This window comes from Nocardia wallacei, from assembly GCF_029869545.1.
Lineage (GTDB): Bacteria > Actinomycetota > Actinomycetes > Mycobacteriales > Mycobacteriaceae > Nocardia > Nocardia wallacei_A.
In genome coordinates this window covers 16,653-36,709 of record NZ_JARWQD010000396.1, presented here as the reverse complement: position 1 = coordinate 36,709, position 20,057 = coordinate 16,653, and the positions used below count along the sequence as shown (strand labels likewise).

The following is a 20,057-nucleotide window of genomic DNA, read 5'->3' as shown; positions in this document are numbered from 1 at the left end:
GGGCGCCCACGGCTGGGGGGGGTCCCGGGGGGGGCCGGGGGGGGGGCTGTTTCGGGGCCCTGTGTACTTTTTGGGGCCCCCCCCCCCGGGGGGCGGGGCCCCGGGGGGGGGCCGCGCCCGCGGCGGCGCGCTGTACGCCGCCCTGCGGCGTCACGATCTGGCCTTCCCCCTGGGCAATTCGGATCAGGTCGGCATCGGCGGGCTGACGCTCGGCGGCGGCGTGGCGGCGGTGTCGCGGGCCTTCGGGCTCACCTGCGACGCGCTGGTCGAGACCGAGATCGTGCTCGCCGACGGCAGCGTGCGGATCTGCAACGCGACCGAGAACGCCGATCTGTTCTGGGCGTGCCGGGGCGGGGGCGGCGGGAACTTCGGCGTCAACACCTCGTTCACCTTCCGGGCCCGCTCGCCGCGCCCCGGTTCCACCTGCCTGCTGCTGTGGGACTGGGCGCACGCCCGCGAGGTGCTCGCGGTGATGCAGCAGATCATGGCCGACGCACCCGACGAATTCGCCGCCCGCATCGGCGCCGCCCGCGCGGCGGCCGCCCCGGGCACCGTCTCGGTGATCGGGCAGCACCTCGGACCGGCCACGGAGCTGCGCGAGCTGCTGGCGCCCGCGATCGCCGCCGCGTCCCCTTATCGATGCGATATCGATGACCGCACCTATTGGGAGGCAAAGGATTTCCTGCACCACGAGACCTCCGGCCTGCCGTTCGCCGTCCGCACCCGCACGACGCCGAAGCCGCTGTCCGACGACGGCGTCGACGCGATCGTCGGCGCGGTCGAGCGCCGCCCGGGCAGCGCCAATCCGGACGGCGGCGGTGTCGCGCTGTTCACGTGGGGCGGCGCGATCAACCGGGTTCCGGTGTCCGCCACCGCGTTTCCGCACCGGGACGCGCTGTTCCTGATCTCGATGGACACCTCCTGGAGCCCCCGCGATCCCTCGCACACCGTGTGGTGCAACCTGGAGTGGCTCGACGGCCTGCACGAGGAGATGGGCGCGCATGCCACGGATTCCGCCTACGTGAACTTCACGGATCCGGCGCTGCGGGACTGGCGCACCGCCTATTACGGCCCGAACCACGCGCGGCTGGCCCGGATCAAGCGCCGCTACGACCCGCATCGGGTCTTCGACTTCCCCCAGGCGGTGTGAGATGCGGGCCCCCACCGTCGGCGGTCAGATCGCCGAACCCGCCGTCGACTGGACCGAACCGTGGCCCGCGGTCGTGCAGTCCGGAGATGCACCCGCCGCCGCCGAGGTCGATCTGCGCGCGGCCATGCGCAGCTTCGCGACCGGTGTGGCGGTCGTCAGCACATATCTCGACACACCCGGCGGCCGGACGCACGATGCGGTCACCGTCAACTCGCTGTCGTCACTGTCGCTGGAGCCGCCGCTGGTCTCCATCGCCCTGCGGGCGGGTTCCCGATTCGGCCGGTTCGTGCGCGCATCGCGAATCTGGTCGGTGTCCATCCTCGACGGCGGATCACGGTCCGTCGCAGGGGTTTTCGCGCGCGACCGACCTACGCGCGCCGAGGCGCTGGCAGCGCGGCACACCCGGCCCGGCGACCGCACCGGGGCGCTGCTGCTCGATTCCCCCGCATGGCTCGAATGTGTGCTCGAGCGCACCTACGACGTCGGCGATCACGTGCTGTTCGTCGGCCGGGTCGTGGCGGCGGGCACCCGCGAACCGGACACCCGGCTGGTATTCCTGCACGGCGCATTCCACTCCCTCCCCTGCTCCCCCGACCATCGCCCAGGAGGCATCGCATGACCATCGTCGAAGAACCGGGACTCGCCACCGGCCGCACCGCGGAGGCCGCCGAAATACTCGCCCGCGCCCAGTCCGTGGCGCCGCTGCTGCGCGAGCGCGCCGAGGAGATCGAACACCTGCGCCGCCTGCCCGGCGATGTGGTGGAACTGCTCCGCGACACCGGGGTGTTCCGGATGGGGTTCGGAAGGCATTGGGGCGGGCCGGAATTGACATCGATCGAGCAGACCGAGGTGATCGCGGCACTCGCCTACGGCGACGCCTCCGCCGGGTGGTGCGCCATGATCGGTTCGGACACCGGGCTCTACGCCTCCTTCCTCGCCGAACCGGTGGCGCGGCAGATGTTTCCGAGCCTGGACATGGTCACCGCCGGGCTGCTGTTCCCGGTCGGCCACGCCGAGATCGTGCCGGGCGGCTATCGGCTCACCGGCCGCTGGCAGTTCGGCAGCGGCATCACCCACGCCGACTGGGTGGTGTCGGGCGCGTTCCTGTTCCGCGACGGCGAACCCGCGCCCGGACCGGACGGCACCCCGCACGACTCGCGCCTGATGATGGTGCCGCGCAAGCAGGTTCAGGTGATCGACACCTGGCACACCACCGGCCTGTCCGGCAGCGGCAGTTGCGACTACACGATCACCGACGTGTTCGTCCCGGCCGAGCACACGCTCGTGTTCGCGGACGTGCACGGCCCGGCCGGGCCGCTGGCCCAGCCGGAGGTGCACATGCGGAACATGCCGGGGGTGCCGCTCGGTGTCGCCCGCGCGGCGCTCGATCACGTGCGCGCCGAATCCGCCTCCCGCGCAGACGATTACCGCCTGCAGGTCACCCTCGCCGACTGCGAGGCGGACTATCACGCCACCCGCTGCGGGGTGTATGCGGCGCTGCGGCAGGAGTGGGAGGTGCTGGCCGCGGGCGGGACGATGGCCGACCTGAGCCCGGAACAGCGTGCGGCACTGCCGCTTTCCCGCCTGCACGCCTTCCGCACCGCCCGCTCCGTCGTCACCCGCCTCTACGACCTGCGCCAGACCGCCGCCATCTACCGGCCCTCGCCCCTGGACCGCTGGCTGCGCGACACCACGACCATGTGCCAGCACATCGTGGCCCAGGACCGCATCCTGCAGTCCGCGGGCGCCCACCTGACCGGCGGCACACCGAGTTTCAAGCTCTGTCTCGGCCTCGTGCGATAGTGCGGGCCGCCGGGCGCAGCGGCATGCGTCGGCGTCGCTGACCCGCCACCGGCGCCTACACTACGGCCATGGACCCGTTACCGCGGCTGCGGGAGATCTGCCTGGCACTGCCGGAGAGCAGTGAGCGGCTCAGCCACGGGTGCCCCACCTTCTTCGTCCGCGGCAAGAAGGTGTTCACCATGTACACCCTCGCCGCCTACGACGAGCCCGGCCCGGCCATCTGGTGCCCGGCCTCGCTCGGCGCCCAGGACGAGCTGGTCGACGCCGAACCCGAGCGCTTCTTCGTGCCGCCGTACGTCGGCCACCGCGGCTGGGTCGGGGTACGCCTGGACGTGGACCTGGACTGGACCGAGATCGAGGGCATAGTCCGCGACGCCTTCCGCCTGGTCGCCCCGAAGAAACTCGTCGCCCGGCTCGATGTCGACGGCGCCTAACCGGCGCGGCGGCGCAGGGCCGGGTCGAGCAGGGCGGGCGGGGTGTCGTGCTTCTCGCCCGGGGCGAGATCCACACCGGGAGTGACGATCTCGTCGATGGCGTCGAGCACGTCGGCGGGCAGCACGGTGTCCGCGGCGGCGAGCTGCGAGCGCAGCTGGTCCAGGGTGCGCGGGCCGATGATCGCGCTGGTCACCCCGGGATGCGCGGTGACGAAGCCGAGCGCCAGCTGGATCAGGGTCAGGCCCGCCTGCTCGGCGACCGCCGCCAGCCGCTCGACGGCCTCGAGTTTGGCGCGGTTCACGGGGACGGCGGTGTCGAAGCGTTCCGGCATGAATGCCGAACGGCTGGTGGTGATTTCGCGGCCCGCGCGGATCGCGCCGGACAGCCAGCCCGACGCCAGCGGACTCCACGCCAGCACGCCGAGCCCGTAGCGTTCGGTGACCGGCAGGACGTGAGATTCGATGCCGCGCTGCAGGATCGAGTAGCCGGGCTGCTCGGTGACGTAGCGGCTCAGGCGATGCTCGCGCGCCGCCCACTGGGCCTCGACGATGCGATAGGCGGGGAACGTCGAGGAACCGAAGTAGCGAATCTTGCCCGCCCGCTGCAGATCCGTCAGCGCCGACAGCGTCTCCTCGTCGCTGGTGTTCGGGTCCCACCGGTGCATCTGGTACAGATCGACGTGATCGACGCCGAGCCGGCGCAGGCTGTCCTCCAGCGCGGTGACCAGCCAGCGGCGCGAGCCGCCCTGCCGGTTGCGTTCGTCGCCCATGGGCATGGTCGCCTTCGTGGCCAGCACGATGTCGTCGCGGCGGCCAGCGATGGCCTTGCCGACCATCTCCTCCGACTCGCCGCGGCTGTACATGTCGGCGGTATCGATGATGTTGATTCCGGCCGCGAGCGCGGCATCGACGAGAGCCGTGGCCTCGTCCTGGCCGGTGCGCCCGATCGCGCCGAAGTTCATCGCTCCGAGCGCGAGGGTGCTGACCTGCACACCGGTGCGGCCCAAGGTGCGGTACTGCATGGTTGTACTCCTCCGGGAGGTGGTGCGACGGCTGGTTTCGGCCAACCGGTTCTGACATGATGAATAAGCGGAGCGTTGTTCCGCTAACCATACGGAACGTAGTTCCGTATGCCAAGAGGAGCGAGAGGAGCCACGGCACAGTGGTGGACAGCGACGGCGATACGAAGCCGCCCGGCCCGCGCAAACGGGCCGATGCCCGGCGCAACGAGGCGGCACTGCTGGATGCGGCCGCGGCGACGTTCGTGGCCGCGGGCGTCGATGCGCCCGTGCGGGAAATCGCCGCCACCGCCGGAGTGGGCGTCGGCACGATCTACCGACACTTCCCGACGCGCGCCGATCTCATCGTGGCCGTCTACCGGCATCAGGTCGAGGCGTGCGCGGCGGCCGGTCCGGCGCTATCGGCCGACAGCGATACCCCGCACACCGCGCTGGCCCGCTGGATCGACCTGTTCGTCGACTTCCTGGTCACCAAGCACGGCCTGGCCGAGGCGTTGCAGTCCGACGACGCCGCCTTCGAGGCCCTGCACGCCTACTTCCTCGACCGCCTCGTCCCCGTCTGCGCGCGGTTGCTCGGCACCGCCGCCGCGGCGGGCGAGATCCGTCCCGATATCGACGCCTACGAACTGCTGCGCGCGGTCGGCAACCTGTGCATCGGCGCCGGGAACAGTCCGCGCTACGACGCGCGCCGCATGGTCGGCCTGCTGATCGCGGGACTGCGCACGCGGTAGGCCCCGATGCGGTTGCGCCGGTTGGCGATTCGGCGCTACGACGCTCGGAAGACGACGATGCCCGGGGTCGTCCGGACGTAGTCGGTGAACGGGGAATCGACGACCTGGTCGTTCGCCGCCAGGGAGGAGGCGTTGCGGAAGACCGGGCCCTCCGGTGTGGCGACGAAGATACCCACGTGGGTGACGTCCAGGCCCGGCTGATCGGCATAGGCACCGATGTAGTCGCCCGTGCGGAGCTGGGCGATCACGTCGTCGTTCACGGCGGCACCCGGGATGTAGGAGATGTCGCGGTCCACCACCGGAATCCCCGGAAGATAGGTTCCCCCATCGCCTTTCGCGTTGAGACGCTTGGCGACGGTCACCGCCGCGGGGCTCACCGCCGCGGTGATATCGGCGGCGGCGACGCGCGGCGTGTGCGCCCAATCGCTGAAGAAGTGTTTACGATGCGCGAAATCGACTGTGCCCCCGGCATATCGGGTCTCGACGAGATTCGCCACGAACTGTTCCCGATTCGCCGACCGGCTCAACGCCTCGACGTAGTCGAGGTAGGTGAAGCAATCGACCCGCCGGAAATCCACCACCAGTCGCTCGGGCTCGGTGGCCGACCCCACGAGCATGCCGGCGCCATAGGGCGTCCCCAGAAACGACCGCGACAGCAGGTCGATCAGCTCACCCTTGCTCCGCGGCCCCGCCGCCCCCTTCACCGCGAGCATCTCGTCGATCCTGCGCGCGGTGAAATCATCGATCTCGGCCGCCCCCGCCGCGGGCACCGCCACCGCCATCCCACATACCAGCGCCACGACAATCAGCAGTGCACGAGCGATGCTGCGCAAGGTACCTCCCGGCTGAGATGAGCGACCGCGCCGCGCGGCGAACGCTTCGAGGCTACCCGGCCATCGGCATCACCGATGGCCGGTGCTCGCGCCCGGACCTACTGCCCCGCGGTCTCCCGCTTCGGCAGCTTCCAGCCCGGCCGGGGGAAGTGGCAGGTGTAGCCGCTCGGGTAGCGCTGCAGGTAGTTCTGGTGTTCGGGCTCGGCCTCCCAGAACTCGCTCGCCGGGGTCACCTCGGTGACGACCTTGCCGGGCCACAGCCCCGAATCCTCGACGTCGGCGATGGTGGCCAGGGCGACGCGCCGCTGCTCGTCGTCGAGGTAGAAGATCGCCGACCGGTAGCTGGTGCCGATGTCGTTGCCCTGGCGGTCCTTCGTGGTCGGATCGTGGATCTGGAAGAAGAACTCCAGCAGCGCCCGGTAGTCGGTCTGCGCCGGGTCGTAGATGATCTCCAGGGCCTCGGCGTGACCCGGGTGGTTGCGATAGGTGGGATGGTCGTTGCGCCCGCCGGTGTAGCCGACCCGGGTCGACAGCACCCCGGGCTGCTTACGCACCAATTCCTCCATGCCCCAGAAGCATCCGCCGGCCAGAATCGCCCTTCGCGTGTCCGTCACGCTTCCTCCTTCGTGAACAGGCTCCGGTACTGCCCATACCCTTCCGCCTCGAGGTCGTCGAGGTGGATGAACCGCAGCGCCGCCGAGTTGATGCAGTATCGCAGGCCGCCGGCCTCGCGCGGCCCATCGGGGAACACATGCCCGAGGTGGCTGTCGCCGAACGCCGACCGCACCTCGGTGCGCACCATCAGGTGGCTGAGGTCCTTCTTCTCGGCCACGTTCGCGGCCTCGATCGGCTTGGTGAAGCTCGGCCAGCCCGATCCGCTGTCGAACTTGTCGACCGAGGCGAACAGCGGCTCACCGGACACCACGTCCACGTAGATACCCGGCTCGTGGTTGTCCCAATACGCGCCCGTGAACGGCCGCTCGGTGCCGTTCTCCTGGGTGACGTGGTACTGCTCCGGCGTGAGCGCGTCCACCGCGGCGGGGTTGCGGTGGTATTCCTGTGTCATACGACCTCCTCATGTCGGCTCCCCGTACAACGAGCGGCGCCGCCGCGAAAATCCCGTCCGCCGTCCGGCGTCACACTTCCGTCATCACGCGTGCACCAGCCATTACGCATCCTCGAGTTGCCGTGTCCGATTTCCCTCCATAGCTTGAATACGGGCGGTAGTACGGGCGGTCGGTTTGGATCGGCCGCGAGGGCTACACCGGTCGGAGTGCAGAGGTCGGGTCCGACGACTCGACGACCGAGCGCGCGCCGGGCGCGACTGTGCTGCGGGAAGGAAACGAACCAAACGACGCCCGGCGGAACGGATATGGGCATGACTCAGCAACCCAGTACCGACGGCTACGGCACCGAGGGAGACGTCCGAGCTCACCCCGAGCAGGCATTCGGCGCCGATCCCCTGCTCGTCCGGGACACCGATCACTACACCGACGAATACGTCAAGGGGTTCGTCGAGAAGTGGGACGAACTGATCGACTGGAAGAAGCGTTATGCCAGCGAGGGTCGCTTCTTCATCGACCTGCTCAAATCGCGCGGCGTGCGGTCCGTGCTGGACGTCGCGACGGGCACCGGATTCCATTCCGTGCGGCTGATCGAGGAGGGCTTCGACACGGTCAGCGTCGACGGCAGCCCGGAGATGCTGGTCAAGGCCTTCGAGAACGGGCAGACCTACGGCGGGCACGTGCTGCGGGTCGTGCACGCGGACTGGCGCTGGCTCAACCGCGACGTGCACGGCGAATTCGATGCGGTGATCTGCCTGGGCAACTCCTTCACCCACCTGTTCTCCGAGCGCGACCGGCGCAAGGCGCTGGCGGAGTTCTACGCCGTGCTCAAGCACGACGGCATCCTGGTCCTGGACCAGCGCAACTACGACACCATCCTGGACAACGGCTTCTCCAGCAAGCACACCTACTACTACTGCGGCGATTCGGTGACCGCCGAACCGGAGTACGTGGACGAGGGTCTCGCGCGGTTCCGCTACAGCTTTCCGGACCGGTCGGAGTACCACCTCAACATGTATCCGCTGCGCAAGGACTACACCCGACGGCTGCTGCGCGAGGTGGGATTCCAGCGGGTCGAGACCTACGGCGATTTCCAGGACACCTTCGCCGACGACGACCCCGATTTCCTCATCCACGTGGCGGAGAAGAACTACCTGCGGACCACCGACTACCGCCGCAACTACTCCTCGGCCGTCAACGTGGCCCGCGACTACTACAACTCGCAGGACGCGGACAACTTCTACTTCACCATCTGGGGCGGCGAGGACATCCACATCGGCCTGTACGAGAGCCCGGACGAGGAGATCGCGCCCGCCAGCCGCCGCACCGTGCGCCGGATGGCGAGCAAGGCGCACCTCACCGCCGACAGTCACGTGCTCGACATCGGCGCCGGATACGGCGGTGCGGCCCGCTATCTCGCCGCCACCTACGGCTGCAAGGTGTGCTGTCTGAACCTGAGCGAGGTCGAGAACGACCGCAACCGCGAACTCAACGCGCAACAGGGCCTGAGCGAGCTGATCGATGTCGTGGACGGCTCGTTCGAGGACCTCCCGTTCGAGGACAACCAGTTCACCGTGGTCTGGTCGCAGGACGCGATGCTGCACAGCGGAGACCGGGTGCGGGTGCTGCAGGAGATCATGCGGGTGCTCAAGCCGCGGGGTGAGATCGTGTTCACCGATCCGATGGCGTCGGACTCCTGCGACAGGTCGGCGCTGCGGCCCATCCTCGACCGCCTGCACCTGGAGTCCATGGGCTCGCCCGAGTTCTACCGGCGCGAGCTGCACCGCCTCGGCGTCGACGCGACCGAGTTCGAGGACCACACCCCGCAGCTGACCACCCACTACGCCCGCGTGCTGCAGGAGACCGAGCGGCGGGAGCCGGAGATCTCCGAAACCGTCAGCGCCGCATACCTTTCCCGGATGAAGGTGGGCCTGCGGCACTGGGTCGACGGCGGCCGCGCCGGAAACCTGGCCTGGGGGATCTTCTACGTGCGCGCCTGATCCTCCCCCAGCCCCTCGCCCGTCAGCTCCACGCGCCGGGTGACCCCGATCTCGTCGAGGAAGCGCGGATCGTGGCTGACCACGATCAGCGCGCCCTCGAATCCGGCCAGCGCCTCGGTGAGGTGGCGCAGGCTGGGGAGGTCGAGGTTGTTGGTGGGCTCGTCGAGCAGCAGGAGCTTCGGCGCGGGATCGGCGAGCAGCAGCATGGCCAGGGCCGCGCGCAGCCGCTCGCCGCCCGACAGCGCCCCCGCCGCCACATCGGCGTCGGCGCCCCGGAACAGGAAGCGGGCCAGCTGCGAGCGGACCTGCTCGGGCGAGGCGTGTGGCGTTGCCGCCGAGACGTTCTCGACGACCGAGCGCTGTTCGTCGAAGATGTCCAGGCGCTGCGGGAGCATGCGCCAGGGCACCTTCGGCGGCTCGGCGGCAATGCGGCGCAGCAGGGTGGTCTTGCCCGCCCCGTTGCGCCCGGTGAGCGCGATCCGTTCCGGGCCAGACACTTTCAGCGAGACGACCGGCCCGTTGGCCAGTGTCACCTCCGCCAGTTCGAGCACGTCCTGTCCGGGATAGAGCCGGGTGCCGGGCAGGTCGACGCGGATCTCGCGATCGTCGCGCAGCAGCTCCTGCGCCTGTGTCAGTTGCTCTTTCGCCTCCTCCACCTTCGCGAGGTGATTGTTGCGCAGCTTGCCCGCCGAGACCTGGGCCTGCCGCTTGCGTTCGGCCATGATGATCTTCGGCTCCCGCTTGCTGTCCCACATCTTCTGCCCGTACCGCTTGCGGCGGTCCAGTTTGATGCGGGCCTCCACGAGTTCCTTCGACTGCTTGCGCACATCGCTGCGGGCGTCGCGGACGGCGGCGCGGGCGGCCTGCTGCTCGGCCTCGATGATCGCCTCGTAGGCATCGAAATTGCCTCCGAACGAACGGATCTCGCCCTGTCGCAATTCGGCGACGCTCGCGACCAGGTTCAGCAGTTCCCGGTCGTGGCTGACGGTCAGCACGGTGCCGGGGAACTGGCCGACGACCTCGTAGAGGCGCCCGCGGGCCACCGAGTCCAGGTTGTTGGTGGGCTCGTCGAGCACCAGCACGTCGGGTTCGCGCAGCAGTTCGGCCACCAGGCCGAGCAGCACGGTCTCGCCGCCGGACAGGGTGTCCAGGCGCCGATCCAGCTGTGCCACATCGTCGGCCAGGTAGTGCAGGCCGAGGCGGCCCAGCAGCGCGATGGCGTGCTCCTCGACATCCCAGCGGGTGCCGACGATCTCGAAATCCCGCTCGTCGCCGTCGCCGGATTCGATGCGGTGCAACGCCTTTCGCACCTCGTCGATGCCGAGCACCGCGTCCACGCGCTGGCCTGTCTCCAGGCCCAGATCCTGGTGCAGGTATCCGAGGCGGCCGGGCACGGTGATCGACCCGCGCGCCGGGCGCAGCTCACCGGCGATCAGCCGCAGCAGGGTGGATTTCCCGGCGCCGGTGGCGCCGACCAGGCCGACATGTCCCGGTCCGAGCACGGCGTCGAGACCGTCGAAGACGGGGGTGCCGTCCGGCCAGGCGAAGCTGAGATCGGAAACAGAAACAGTAATAGACATGTGCATACTCCTGGGAGGTGGCGTGGGATACGGCGCGCGAACGCGGGCCGCTCGGGGCTACCTCAGCAGAGCAATGCACGACTCCGATCGTCGGGAACAAGACTCGTACAAGTTAGCGGAGACAACGAGGGCGTGCAAGGGGTTATTCGGCGAACGAGGAATCCATGCGGCGAGAAGGTCAAGGGGACTGTCCGTTTCGACCGGGTCGGAACGGGCACGCCCCACACATGTACAGATACCGCACCTATCGCACCACACACAGCAACGGGGCGACCGCCGCCGAGATCGTCAGCACCGTCGGCGGTGTCTTCGCGCTCATCGAGGCCGTCTACATTCTGCTGCTGGTCTTCGACGCGAACCCGGCCAACAGGTTCTTCGGCTTCGTCAAGGGGTTGGCCGAACCGCTGGCGCTGTTCTTCCCCGGCCTGTTCAACACCGGCAACTTCGACCTCGATGTGATCATCAATTACGGTCTGGCGGCGGTGTTCTGGCTGGTCGTCACCGGCATCATCGCGCGGCTGATCGCGCGCTTCTGAGTGCCGGGGCCGGACTACAGCCGCACGATCGAGGTCAGCGGGTAGTCGCCCTGGCGTTCCCGCCCGCCGAGGAAACCGAGCTCGAGCACCACGGCCGCCGCGACCACCTCCGCACCGGCGGCGGCGAACAGCTCCGCGCCCGCGGCCAGCGTTCCGCCGGTGGCGAGCACATCGTCCAGCAGCAGCACCCGGCGACCGGCCAGATCGATGCCGTCGGCGGGGATTTCCAGTGCCGCCGAACCGTATTCGAGGGTGTACTCCCGCGAGATCACCGGCGGCGGCAGCTTGCCGCCCTTGCGCACCGCCACCACACCCGTCCCCAGCGCGGCCGCCACACCCGCCCCGAGCAGGAATCCGCGCGCATCCACGCCCGCCACCAGATCCACGTCCGTGGCGCACGACCCCAGGCATTCGATGACCGCCTGGAAACCCTCGGCGTCGGCGAAGACCGGCGTCAGGTCGGCGAAACGCACTCCCGGCGTGGGAAAGTCGTCGTGCCAGCGGGTCAGCCGCTGCACCGCCTCGGCCGCCCGCGCGATCCGCTCCCCCGCCGTCTCCTCCGTCTCCACCATTCCATGCTTACTCATCTACACCCACTCCCTCACACCGCACCCGCTCAGCGCGACAACACCCAGCGGTCCATGTTCCAACCCGCACCGGCCTTGGTGGGGTTCACGATCCCGTTCTCCATGCCGTCACCGAACGCGACGGTGCGCGGCGTGTTGAACAGCGGGATCGACGGCATCTCACTCCACAGCAGGTTTTCCGCCTCGGTGTCGAGATTCAGCACCGTGGTCGAATTGTCGTCGGCCGCAAGCTGATCCGTGATCGCATCGTAACGCCCATTGCCGAAATGCCCGAAATTCAGGCCCTCGCCGGTGCGCAGTGCCGCCGTGGCCTCGACCCCGGGCAGCGAGCCCGCCGGGCCGGGCGCGGCGGCGGTGCCGCCCAGCACCGCGTCGACCCTGCCCTCGCCGAGCTGGGCGGGGGTGAAATCCGGTGCGCCGGCGTCGATGACGGTGACACCGGCCGCCCGGCAGCTGTCGGCGATCGCCGCGACCGTCTGCGCGCGGCGGTCGTCGGGTGTGCGGTAGCCGATGCGGACGGTCGGATTCGGCACTCCGGCGGCGGTCAGCGCCTGCTGCGCCGCCGCCGGATCCCCGGTCCGGTACTTGTCGGCCGGTCCGGTGACGGCCGAGTAGTACGGCGAATCGGCCTGCACCGTACGGGAATTCAGCGGCCCCGAGCCGAGGCCCGACTTGTTGTCGTACCCCGGATGACCGAACCTGTCGAACAGCGCCTGGCGCGGCACACACGTCGCGAAGGCGCGGCGGGCACCGGCGGAGCCGAACACGCCCCCGGTGGACAGCACCAGCTGTTCGGCGCCCCGGCCGGGCACCTGCTCGACCGAGAAGCCGTCCAGGTTCAGGTCTTTCACCGCACCGGCGCCGATGTCGACGACGCCCACGGCCTTGTCGCTCAGCCTGTCCTTCAGGCCGGTGTTCCCGGGCCACACCACGATCCGCGGCGTGCGCGCCTGGTTACCCCACCACTTCTCGTTCTTGACCAGCACCAAACCGTCACTCTCGCTGTACGATTCGATGCGGTACGGCCCCGACGAGGGCAGCACGTCGGTGTCCAGCTTGCCCGGGGTCAGCTGCCAGCCGGTATTCCAGAACTGCGCCAGCCGATCCAGGTTCACCGGGTCGCCCGTCTGGACCGCCGCGACGATATTCGGCACCCCGGCCGCCTTGGCGGCGACGTGCGCGGGCATCAGATCCCCGGCGTTGAACAGCGTCTTCCACGCCAGGAAGTGGCGATTGGGCCGGAACACCACGGTCGCGTCCTTCGATCCGGGCTGGCACTCCACCCGCTCGATATCGGAGTACCCGGCGGTCGAGGCCGCGTCGAACATCGGAATCGGCCCGCCCGGACCGGGTTTGGTGAACCGGCCGCTGCGCGCGGCCCACTCCAGGACCAGATCGTCGCAGGAGGTCGCGACGCCGTCGGAGTACACCCCGTCCGGATTCAGCCGGTACTGGATGGTCTGGGTCTCGCCGGGTACCTCCTTGGCGGTGCCGAAATCGGTGTCGGCGACCGGCTGCCCGTCCGGACCGGTGTAGTAGAACCCGGTCAGCACGCGCGAGAACACGCCCGCCGCACCGCCGCTCGCGCCCGCGCTGCTGCCGCCGTTGTAGCTGGTCAGCGCGGCATCGACCGCATAGCCGATCGAGGGCACCTGATTCTTGCTGCCGCAGCCCGCCAGCAGGCCGCCGGCGAGCGCCCCCGCCGCCAGCACTCCGGCCGCCCGCAGTGCGATCCGCCGCACGCCGGATCCTCCCTGATTACGCACTCTGCCTCCTCCGGGGCCGCACCCGGCAACGAGACGGACGCCCCATAGATCGCCGGGGCGTCCGCCCCCGCCGTACGCTCAGTGCCGCTTCTTGTGCCGTTTCCCGCTCGGCCGGGCGCCGGGTCTCGGTGCGGCGGAACCGGTGTGGCGCGGGCGCGGCGGCATGCCGGTGGCCGCGGCAGCGCGCGCCGCCGCCGCGTCACCGACCCGCGCGCTGCCCGCGTTCGCGCGCTTGGCGAGCACCTTGCGGGTGTGCGCCGCGTACGGCCCGAACCGCTCCTTGATCGTCACCAGCAGCGGCACCGCGAAGAAGATCGACGAGTACGCGCCGACGACCATGCCGACCAGCTGCACCAGCGCCAGGTCCTTCAGCGTGCCCACACCCAGCAGCCACACCGCGACCACCAGCATGCCGATGATCGGCAGGATGCCGATGACGGTGGTGTTGATCGAGCGCATCAGGGTCTGATTGGCCGCCAGATTGGCCTGTTCGCCGTAGGTGCGCCGGGTCAGGTGCAAGACGCCGCGGGTGTTCTCCTCGACCTTGTCGAACACCACCACGTTGTCGTACAGCACGTACCCGAGGACGGTGAGCAGGCCGATCACGGCCGCCGGGGTCACCTCGAACCCGACGATCGAATAGATGCCCGCGGTGACGATCAGGTTGAAGAACAGCGACGCGATCGACGCGATCGACATGTCCCGCTCGAACCGGATGGCGATGTAGATCATCGTCAGCACCACGAACACCACCAGCGCGATCAGCGCCTTGCGGGTGATCTGCCCGCCCCAGGTCTCGCTGATCTCGGCGATGCTGATCGCGTTGCGGCTCACGGTGCCGGAGGAGTCCTTCGGATGGAAGGAATCGAACAGGGCCGCCTGCACCTTGTCCTGCTGCGCGGCGTCGAGGGTGTCCGAGCGGATCTCGAACGACGCCGAACCGCCGGCGCCCACCTTCTGCACGGTGACCGGATCGTGGCCGAGCGCCTGGTTGTAGACGTCCTCGACCTGCGAGGCCGAGATGTCCCCGGTCGCCGGGAGCTGGATGCGGGTGCCGCCCTCGAAGTCGATGCCGAGGGTGAATCCGCGGAACACGATGCTGGCCAGGGCGATCACCAGCAGCGCCAGGCTCAGCCCGTAGTACAGCCGGCGCTTGCCGACGATCTGAAATCCACCGGTGCCGGTGTAGAGCCGCTCGAAGAAGCCGTGCCGCGGCGCGGCGTCGACCGGCTCGTCGACGGTCCCCTGGTCGAGGACGGAGTGATTACTCATCCTCACGACTCCTTTCCGACCAGCACGCCGGCGGCCGCCTTGCGTTCACGAGCGAGCTGCTGCACCGCGCCGAGGCCGTTGACCGAGGGCTTGGCCCAGAACGGCGAGCGCGAGGCCATCATCATCAGCGGCGAGGTGACCAGGTACAGCACGATCACGTCGAGCACGGTGGTCAGGCCGAGCGTGAACGCGAAGCCCTTGACCTGCCCGGCGGCCAGGATGTACAGCACCGCCGAGGCGATGAGGCTGACCGTCTTACCCGACAGGTTGGTGCGCTGGGCCCGGGCCCAGCCGCGCGGGACGGCCGAGCGGAAACTTCGGCCCTCGCGCATCTCGTCCTTTATTCGTTCGAAGAACACCACGAACGAGTCGGCGGTCATACCGATACCGATGATCAGACCGGCGATACCGGCCAGGTCCAGCGTGAAGTTGATCCACCGGCCCAGCAGGATGATGATGCCGTACACCGCGAAACCCGCTGCGATCAGCGAGAATCCGGCCAGGAAGCCGAGCATCCGGTAGTAGGCCAGGCAGTACAGCAGCACCGCCACCAGGCCGATCGCACCGGCGATCAGGCCCGCGCGCAGCGAGGACAGGCCGAGGGTCGCCGACACCGTCTGCGCCTCCGAGGTGGAGAACGACAGCGGCAGCGAGCCGTACTTCAGCTGGTTGGCCAGTTCCTTGGCCGACTGCGAGGTGAACTGCCCGGTGATCTGGGTGCTGCCGCCCTGCTGCGGGCCCTGCTGCACCACCGGCGCGCTGATCACCTTGGAGTCCAGCGTGAACGCCACCTGCTTCTGCAGGTACTCGCCGGTGAGCTGGGCCCACGGGTCGCTGTTCTTGAACGTCAGATCGATCGCCCAGCGCGACTGCTGCTGCTGGAACGAGGCGCTGGCGTCCTTGATGTCCTGGCCGTCGATGCGGCTCTTGTCCAGCAGATACACCACGCCGTCGGTGCCGCAGGTGACCAGCGGCAGGTTCGGATCGTCGTTACCGGCCAGCGGATCGGGCTTGCTGCAGTCCATGGTCTGCATGGCCAGCTGCAGGACCTGCGGATCCGAGCTCTGCCGCAGCGCCTTGGCGGTGGCGATCTCCTGCTGCGTCTGCTGCTGCGGGGTCAGGTTCGGATCCGGTTGCGGCGCACCGGGAGTCGGTGCGGGGGTCGGCGCCGGAGACTCCGGCGGGGGCGCCGGTTCGCTGGGCGCCTGGGCCGGGAAGACACGATTCTGCGCCGCGCCGCCGTTCGGGGCGGGCTGCTCGCCGGGGGCGGGCTGCTCGTTCGGGCCGGGCTGTTCCGCATCCGGCGGCAGGCCCGTATCGGTCTGCGCGCCCGGCGGCAGCTGCGGCAGGCCACCGGCGCCGCCCGCACCACCGAGGCCGCCGAGGTCACCGGCACCGCCGAGGCCGCCCGCGCCGCCGAGGCCACCGGCACCGCCCGCGCCGCCCTGGCTGGAGTTCAGCACCGGGCGGATGTAGAGCTTGGCCGTGGTGGCCAGCGCGGTGGCCTGCTGGCCGTCCTCACCGGGCACCGTGATCACCAGGTTGTCGCCGTCGATGACGACCTCGGAACCGGCCACCCCGAGACCGTTGACCCGGGACTCGATGATCTGCTGGGCCTGCTTCAGGCTGTCCTGGCTCGGCTTGCTGCCGTCCGGTGTCCGCGCGGTGAGCGTGACCCGGGTACCGCCCTGTAGATCGATGCCGAGCTTGGGCTCCGGCGACTTGTCACCGGTGAAGAACACCAGCGCGTAGATCACGGCCAACAGCACGGCGTAGACGCCGAGCAACCGCAGCGGATGCCCCGTTCCCTTGGAAGGTGGCACAGTACTTATCTCCTAGGCGGTGTCGAGGTGGAACGTGCGGGCATGCGCCAGCGCCACCGCACCGCACATCCCGGCGGCGGTGCGATGGCGCGTGCGGTCAGTCCTTACCGAGCTTGGTGCTGGTGTTCTCGACCGGCTCGTCCACCGCGGGCTTGGCGGGCTCGGCCGTCGTCGCCTCGGGCGTCTCGGCCGCGTCGGTGGCGTCGGCCGCATCCGTGGTGGAGTCGGCCGACTCGGTGGTCGAGGTCTCGGTCTCGTCGGCACGGACGTCGCGGATCGCGGCACGCAGCCACGTCGTGACGACATCCTCGGCGATCTCCAGGTCGACCGTGGTGTCGTCCGCGTCGACCACGGTGCCGTACAGACCCGACGTGGTGGTGACCCGATCGCCGATCTTCAGGGATTCCTGCATCTCGGCGACCTTCTGTGCCTCCCGCTTCTGACGGCGGACACCGAGGAACATCGGCACGAGCAGGGCTACCAGCAGCAGCGGAAACAGCAGTTCCATCGTCGTAGTCGGTCCCTAGTCTGTGGGTTGGGATGGGTGTTTACCCACACAGTCTGCCAGTCCCCCGCAATACCGCCACACCGGCACACCCTGCACCCACCGATTACGCCGCCGTCTCGCCGTAGGTGTAGTCCTCCAGCGGGAAGCTGACGGCCTGGCGGTGGGTGGCGGGAGTGCTGTTGGGGCGCAGCAGGGCGGCCTCGCCGTGCTGGTTGAAGTAGTAGCTGCGGGCGCTCGCGCAGCTGCCGCCGTAGAACACCGACGAGTTCAGCTTCTCGGTGACGTAGTCGAGGAAACGGGTATTGGCCGCCTCGGTCACCTCGAACACCTGCTCGCCGCGGCGGAACATCTCACCGAACAACCGGCCCATGTGCTTCATCTGCGCCTCGATGGTGGTGAAGTAGGACAGGCCGCTGTAGGAGTACGGGCTGTTGAGGCTCAGGAAGTTCGGGAACTTGGGCACGGTGATGCCCTCGTAGGCCTGGAACCGGTTGTCGCGCCAGAACTTTCCGAGATTCACCCCGTCGCGGCCGATGATCTCGATGGCCGGGAAGTTCACGTCCCACAGGTTGAATCCGGTGGCCAGGATCAGCGTATCGATCTCGGTCTTGTGCCCGTCGGCGGTCACGATGCCGTCGGGCTCGATATGGTCGATCGAAGCGGTCTCGAGCCGCACGTGCGGTTCGTTGAAGGTCTTGAAGTAGGTGTTGGAGAACGTGGGCCGCTTGCAGCCGAAGTCGTAGTGCGGCGTCAGCTTGCGCCGGGTCTCCGGATCGCGCACCTGTGCGCGCAGATGCGCCTTGGCCAGCAGCGCGGCCCCCTTGTTACCGAGCTTGGCCTGCTTGTAGTGCAGCACCCCGGCCACCATGAGCAGCTCAAGCGCGCCGGTATTCACCATGCGCGCCGCCTTCTGCGTGAGCGGCGCCTTCGCGAACAGCTCCTGCACCGGCTTCGGGATCCTGGTGTCGACCTTGGGCACCACCCAGATCGGGGTGCGCTGGAACACCGTCAGCGCCGACACCTTCTTCGCGGCCTCCGGTACCAGCTGCACGGCGGTGGCACCGGTGCCGATGATCGCGGCCCTGCGGCCGGTCAGATCGAAGTCCTGCTCCCACGCGGTGGTGTGGATGATCTTGCCCGCGAACGAGTCGATCCCCGGGAACGGCGGGGTGTAGGGCTGGGACAGGAATCCGGTGGCGGCCAGCAGGTAGCGGGCCGTCAGCGTCTCACCGCCCTCGATCGACACCACCCACTGCTGCTCCTCCTCGTCCCAGCGCGCGCCGCCGACGGTCTGCCCGAACCGCATCCGGCGGCGCAGATCGTACTTGTCCGCGACGTGCTCGGCGTACTTCTTCAGCTCCGCACCCGGCGCGAACAGCCGCGACCAGTGCGGATTCGGCTCGAACGAGTACGAGTAGGTGACCGAGGCGATGTCCACCGACAGCCCCGGGTACCGGTTCACATGCCACGTACCGCCCAGATCGTCCTCGCGCTCGAGGATCACGAAATTGCCCAGGCCGAGCCGATCCAGCTCGATGCCCGCGCCCATTCCGCCGAATCCGGCTCCCACGACCACGGCGTCGTATCGAGGTGCCACGCCGAACCTCCCTGTTACCCGAAGTACCTATTACAGAATGACACATCATTCCGGTCCGGAACACCGTATCATCGGCCCCGTGCCGAAGCCATCTACACATCTCGAGCGTCGCAAGGCCGAGCTCCGGCAGGAGATCATCGACACCGCCTTCGTCTGCTTCGCCGAAAAGGGTTATCACGCAACGGGAATCGCGGATATCGCGTCGCAGCTGGGGATCGGGCACGGCACGTTCTACCGCTATTTCGCCAATAAGCGCGACATCATCGACCACGTCATCGACGATCTGGCCGCCCGCATCATCGACTCGCTGGGCACCGACAACGCCCCCGACGCGGCGACCAGCCTGGACGAGTACCGCGCCCAGCTCGAGCGCATCGGCGCGGCGCTGAACCGGATCTTCCTCGACGATCGCCGGGTCTCGCAGCTGCTGCTGTTCCAGGCGACCGGCATCGACTCCGAGCTGACCCTGCGGCTGTACGGGCTGCTCGATACCGCCGACGCGCTCACCGCCGGATATCTCGAGCACGGCGTCGAGCGGGGATATCTGCGCGCCGACCTGGACACCACCCATACCGCCAAGGCGGTCACGGGCATGCTGCTCGCCGCCATCATCCACGGCCTGCGCGATCCCGACGAGGCGGCGGCCGAGGGTCTCGCGCAGGCGATCCGGCGGCTGCTGATCGACGGCGTGCGCAGGGAGTGAGCACCGGGATGTGACCCGGGTAACATTTGCCTGCGTGACCTGTTGTCAGAATGAGCGCGTGACGGATGAGCATGCGCGTCGGGTCCGGTTCGGCCGGGCTCCGTTCGGTCACCGCGGGTACGACGCCGCGGAGGTCGACGCCTTCTGCGATCGGGTGGCCGAGGCGTTCCACGGCCGGGGCCTGCTGACCGCCACCGAGATCCGCGAGCACGAGTTCGCCACCGCCGCCTTCGGTCATCGCGGCTACGACCGCGACCAGGTCGACGATTATCTCGACCGGGTCTGCACGGATCTGGAATTCGCGCGGCGCGGGACCAAGCCGCATCCGTTCGGCGACACCACCCTGCTCACCCCGGAGGATGTGCAGCGCCTGCGGTTCTCGGCGCCGCCGCACGGGCAGCCCGGCTACGCCGCCGACGAGGTAGCCCTGTTCCTGAACCGGCTCGCCGCCACGCTGGCCCACGACGGGCCGAGCGGCCTGACCAGCGCGGAGGTCCACAACGCCAATTTCGGCCTGGCGCACGCCGGGACCGCGGCCTATCACATCGAGGAGGTCGACTCCTTCCTCGATGTCGTGGTCCGGACGCTGGCGGCGCAGGAGACCGGGGGCGAACCCGGCGCCTGACATACGATGTCCCCCGCGTGTGTGAA

General features: G+C 69.0%; 20 protein-coding genes. 9 read left to right on the top strand and 11 right to left on the bottom strand.

Features of this window, described 5'->3' with window-relative positions; translation table 11 throughout:
- Positions 1–70: 70 nt before the first annotated feature.
- The 4 genes from QH290_RS37535 (at position 71) to QH290_RS37520 (ending at position 3,387) form a co-directional block, all read left to right on the top strand.
- On the top strand, positions 71–1,150 hold the full coding sequence (locus QH290_RS37535; protein WP_280388150.1) for an FAD-binding oxidoreductase: 1,080 nt from the start codon (positions 71–73) through the stop codon (positions 1,148–1,150).
- A 1-nt stretch (position 1,151) separates the two neighbouring features.
- Positions 1,152–1,769, top strand: coding sequence for a flavin reductase family protein (locus tag QH290_RS37530; RefSeq protein ID WP_280268431.1), 618 nt, complete (start codon positions 1,152–1,154; stop codon positions 1,767–1,769).
- Entirely contained in the window at positions 1,766–2,953 is a 1,188-nt protein-coding gene (locus QH290_RS37525; protein WP_280268430.1) for an acyl-CoA dehydrogenase family protein, read from the top strand. Before QH290_RS37530 ends, QH290_RS37525 begins: the two co-directional genes overlap by 4 nt.
- 68 nt (positions 2,954–3,021) lie before the next feature.
- On the top strand, positions 3,022–3,387 hold the full coding sequence (locus tag QH290_RS37520; RefSeq protein ID WP_280388148.1) for an MmcQ/YjbR family DNA-binding protein: 366 nt from the start codon (positions 3,022–3,024) through the stop codon (positions 3,385–3,387).
- Here QH290_RS37520 and QH290_RS37515 read toward each other — a convergent pair.
- On the bottom strand, positions 3,384–4,409 hold the full coding sequence (locus QH290_RS37515) for an aldo/keto reductase (protein ID WP_280268428.1): 1,026 nt from the start codon (positions 4,407–4,409) through the stop codon (positions 3,384–3,386). The two genes, QH290_RS37520 and QH290_RS37515, sit on opposite strands and share 4 nt — an antisense overlap.
- Positions 4,410–4,549: 140 nt before the next feature.
- Here QH290_RS37515 and QH290_RS37510 point away from each other — a divergent pair, with 140 nt between their 5' ends.
- Entirely contained in the window at positions 4,550–5,137 is a 588-nt protein-coding gene (locus QH290_RS37510; protein ID WP_425301833.1) for a TetR/AcrR family transcriptional regulator, read from the top strand.
- Positions 5,138–5,172: 35 nt separating this feature from the next.
- Here the strand turns inward: QH290_RS37510 and QH290_RS37505 are convergent, their stop codons facing one another.
- From QH290_RS37505 to msrB, 3 genes are all read right to left on the bottom strand, one after another.
- A complete protein-coding gene (locus tag QH290_RS37505; RefSeq protein WP_280268452.1) occupies positions 5,173–5,919 on the bottom strand; it encodes a DUF1460 domain-containing protein in 747 nt (248 codons plus the stop codon).
- 149 nt (positions 5,920–6,068) lie between these two features.
- Positions 6,069–6,584, bottom strand: coding sequence for a peptide-methionine (S)-S-oxide reductase MsrA (gene msrA, locus QH290_RS37500; RefSeq protein ID WP_280268427.1), 516 nt, complete (start codon positions 6,582–6,584; stop codon positions 6,069–6,071).
- Positions 6,581–7,036, bottom strand: a complete 456-nt coding sequence (gene msrB, locus QH290_RS37495) for a peptide-methionine (R)-S-oxide reductase MsrB (RefSeq protein ID WP_280268426.1) — start codon at positions 7,034–7,036, stop codon at positions 6,581–6,583. Before msrB ends, msrA begins: the two co-directional genes overlap by 4 nt.
- A gap of 312 nt (positions 7,037–7,348) precedes the next feature.
- On the opposite strand from msrB, the gene QH290_RS37490 reads away from it, so the two are divergent.
- A complete protein-coding gene (locus QH290_RS37490) occupies positions 7,349–9,034 on the top strand; it encodes a glycine/sarcosine N-methyltransferase (RefSeq protein ID WP_280268425.1) in 1,686 nt (561 codons plus the stop codon).
- Here QH290_RS37490 and QH290_RS37485 read toward each other — a convergent pair.
- On the bottom strand, positions 9,019–10,614 hold the full coding sequence (locus QH290_RS37485; RefSeq protein WP_425303704.1) for an ABC-F family ATP-binding cassette domain-containing protein: 1,596 nt from the start codon (positions 10,612–10,614) through the stop codon (positions 9,019–9,021). The genes QH290_RS37490 and QH290_RS37485 overlap by 16 nt on opposite strands.
- A gap of 227 nt (positions 10,615–10,841) precedes the next feature.
- Here QH290_RS37485 and QH290_RS37480 point away from each other — a divergent pair, with 227 nt between their 5' ends.
- Complete coding sequence (locus QH290_RS37480; protein ID WP_280388145.1) at positions 10,842–11,150, top strand: hypothetical protein; 309 nt, start codon at positions 10,842–10,844, stop codon at positions 11,148–11,150.
- 14 nt (positions 11,151–11,164) lie between these two features.
- Here QH290_RS37480 and QH290_RS37475 read toward each other — a convergent pair whose 3' ends face one another.
- The 6 genes from QH290_RS37475 to QH290_RS37450 form a co-directional block, all read right to left on the bottom strand.
- Positions 11,165–11,737: an adenine phosphoribosyltransferase gene (locus QH290_RS37475; protein ID WP_280268422.1), complete on the bottom strand. Its 573-nt coding sequence runs from the start codon at positions 11,735–11,737 to the stop codon at positions 11,165–11,167.
- Positions 11,738–11,766: 29 nt separating this feature from the next.
- On the bottom strand, positions 11,767–13,503 hold the full coding sequence (locus tag QH290_RS37470; RefSeq protein WP_280388143.1) for an ABC transporter substrate-binding protein: 1,737 nt from the start codon (positions 13,501–13,503) through the stop codon (positions 11,767–11,769).
- A gap of 78 nt (positions 13,504–13,581) precedes the next feature.
- Entirely contained in the window at positions 13,582–14,775 is a 1,194-nt protein-coding gene (gene secF / locus QH290_RS37465) for a protein translocase subunit SecF (protein ID WP_280388141.1), read from the bottom strand.
- Positions 14,776–14,777: 2 nt separating this feature from the next.
- Positions 14,778–16,598 (bottom strand): protein translocase subunit SecD, encoded by a 1,821-nt coding sequence (gene secD, locus QH290_RS37460; protein WP_280267548.1) that lies wholly within the window; start codon positions 16,596–16,598, stop codon positions 14,778–14,780.
- A gap of 97 nt (positions 16,599–16,695) precedes the next feature.
- On the bottom strand, positions 16,696–17,106 hold the full coding sequence (gene yajC, locus QH290_RS37455) for a preprotein translocase subunit YajC (RefSeq protein ID WP_280267547.1): 411 nt from the start codon (positions 17,104–17,106) through the stop codon (positions 16,696–16,698).
- 103 nt (positions 17,107–17,209) lie between these two features.
- Positions 17,210–18,703, bottom strand: coding sequence for a flavin-containing monooxygenase (locus QH290_RS37450; RefSeq protein ID WP_280267545.1), 1,494 nt, complete (start codon positions 18,701–18,703; stop codon positions 17,210–17,212).
- Between the two features lie 37 nt (positions 18,704–18,740).
- On the opposite strand from QH290_RS37450, the gene QH290_RS37445 reads away from it, so the two are divergent.
- Positions 18,741–19,406: a TetR/AcrR family transcriptional regulator gene (locus QH290_RS37445; RefSeq protein WP_280388139.1), complete on the top strand. Its 666-nt coding sequence runs from the start codon at positions 18,741–18,743 to the stop codon at positions 19,404–19,406.
- A gap of 58 nt (positions 19,407–19,464) precedes the next feature.
- A complete protein-coding gene (locus tag QH290_RS37440) occupies positions 19,465–20,031 on the top strand; it encodes a DivIVA domain-containing protein (protein ID WP_280267542.1) in 567 nt (188 codons plus the stop codon).
- The last annotated feature ends 26 nt before the right edge of the window (positions 20,032–20,057 follow it).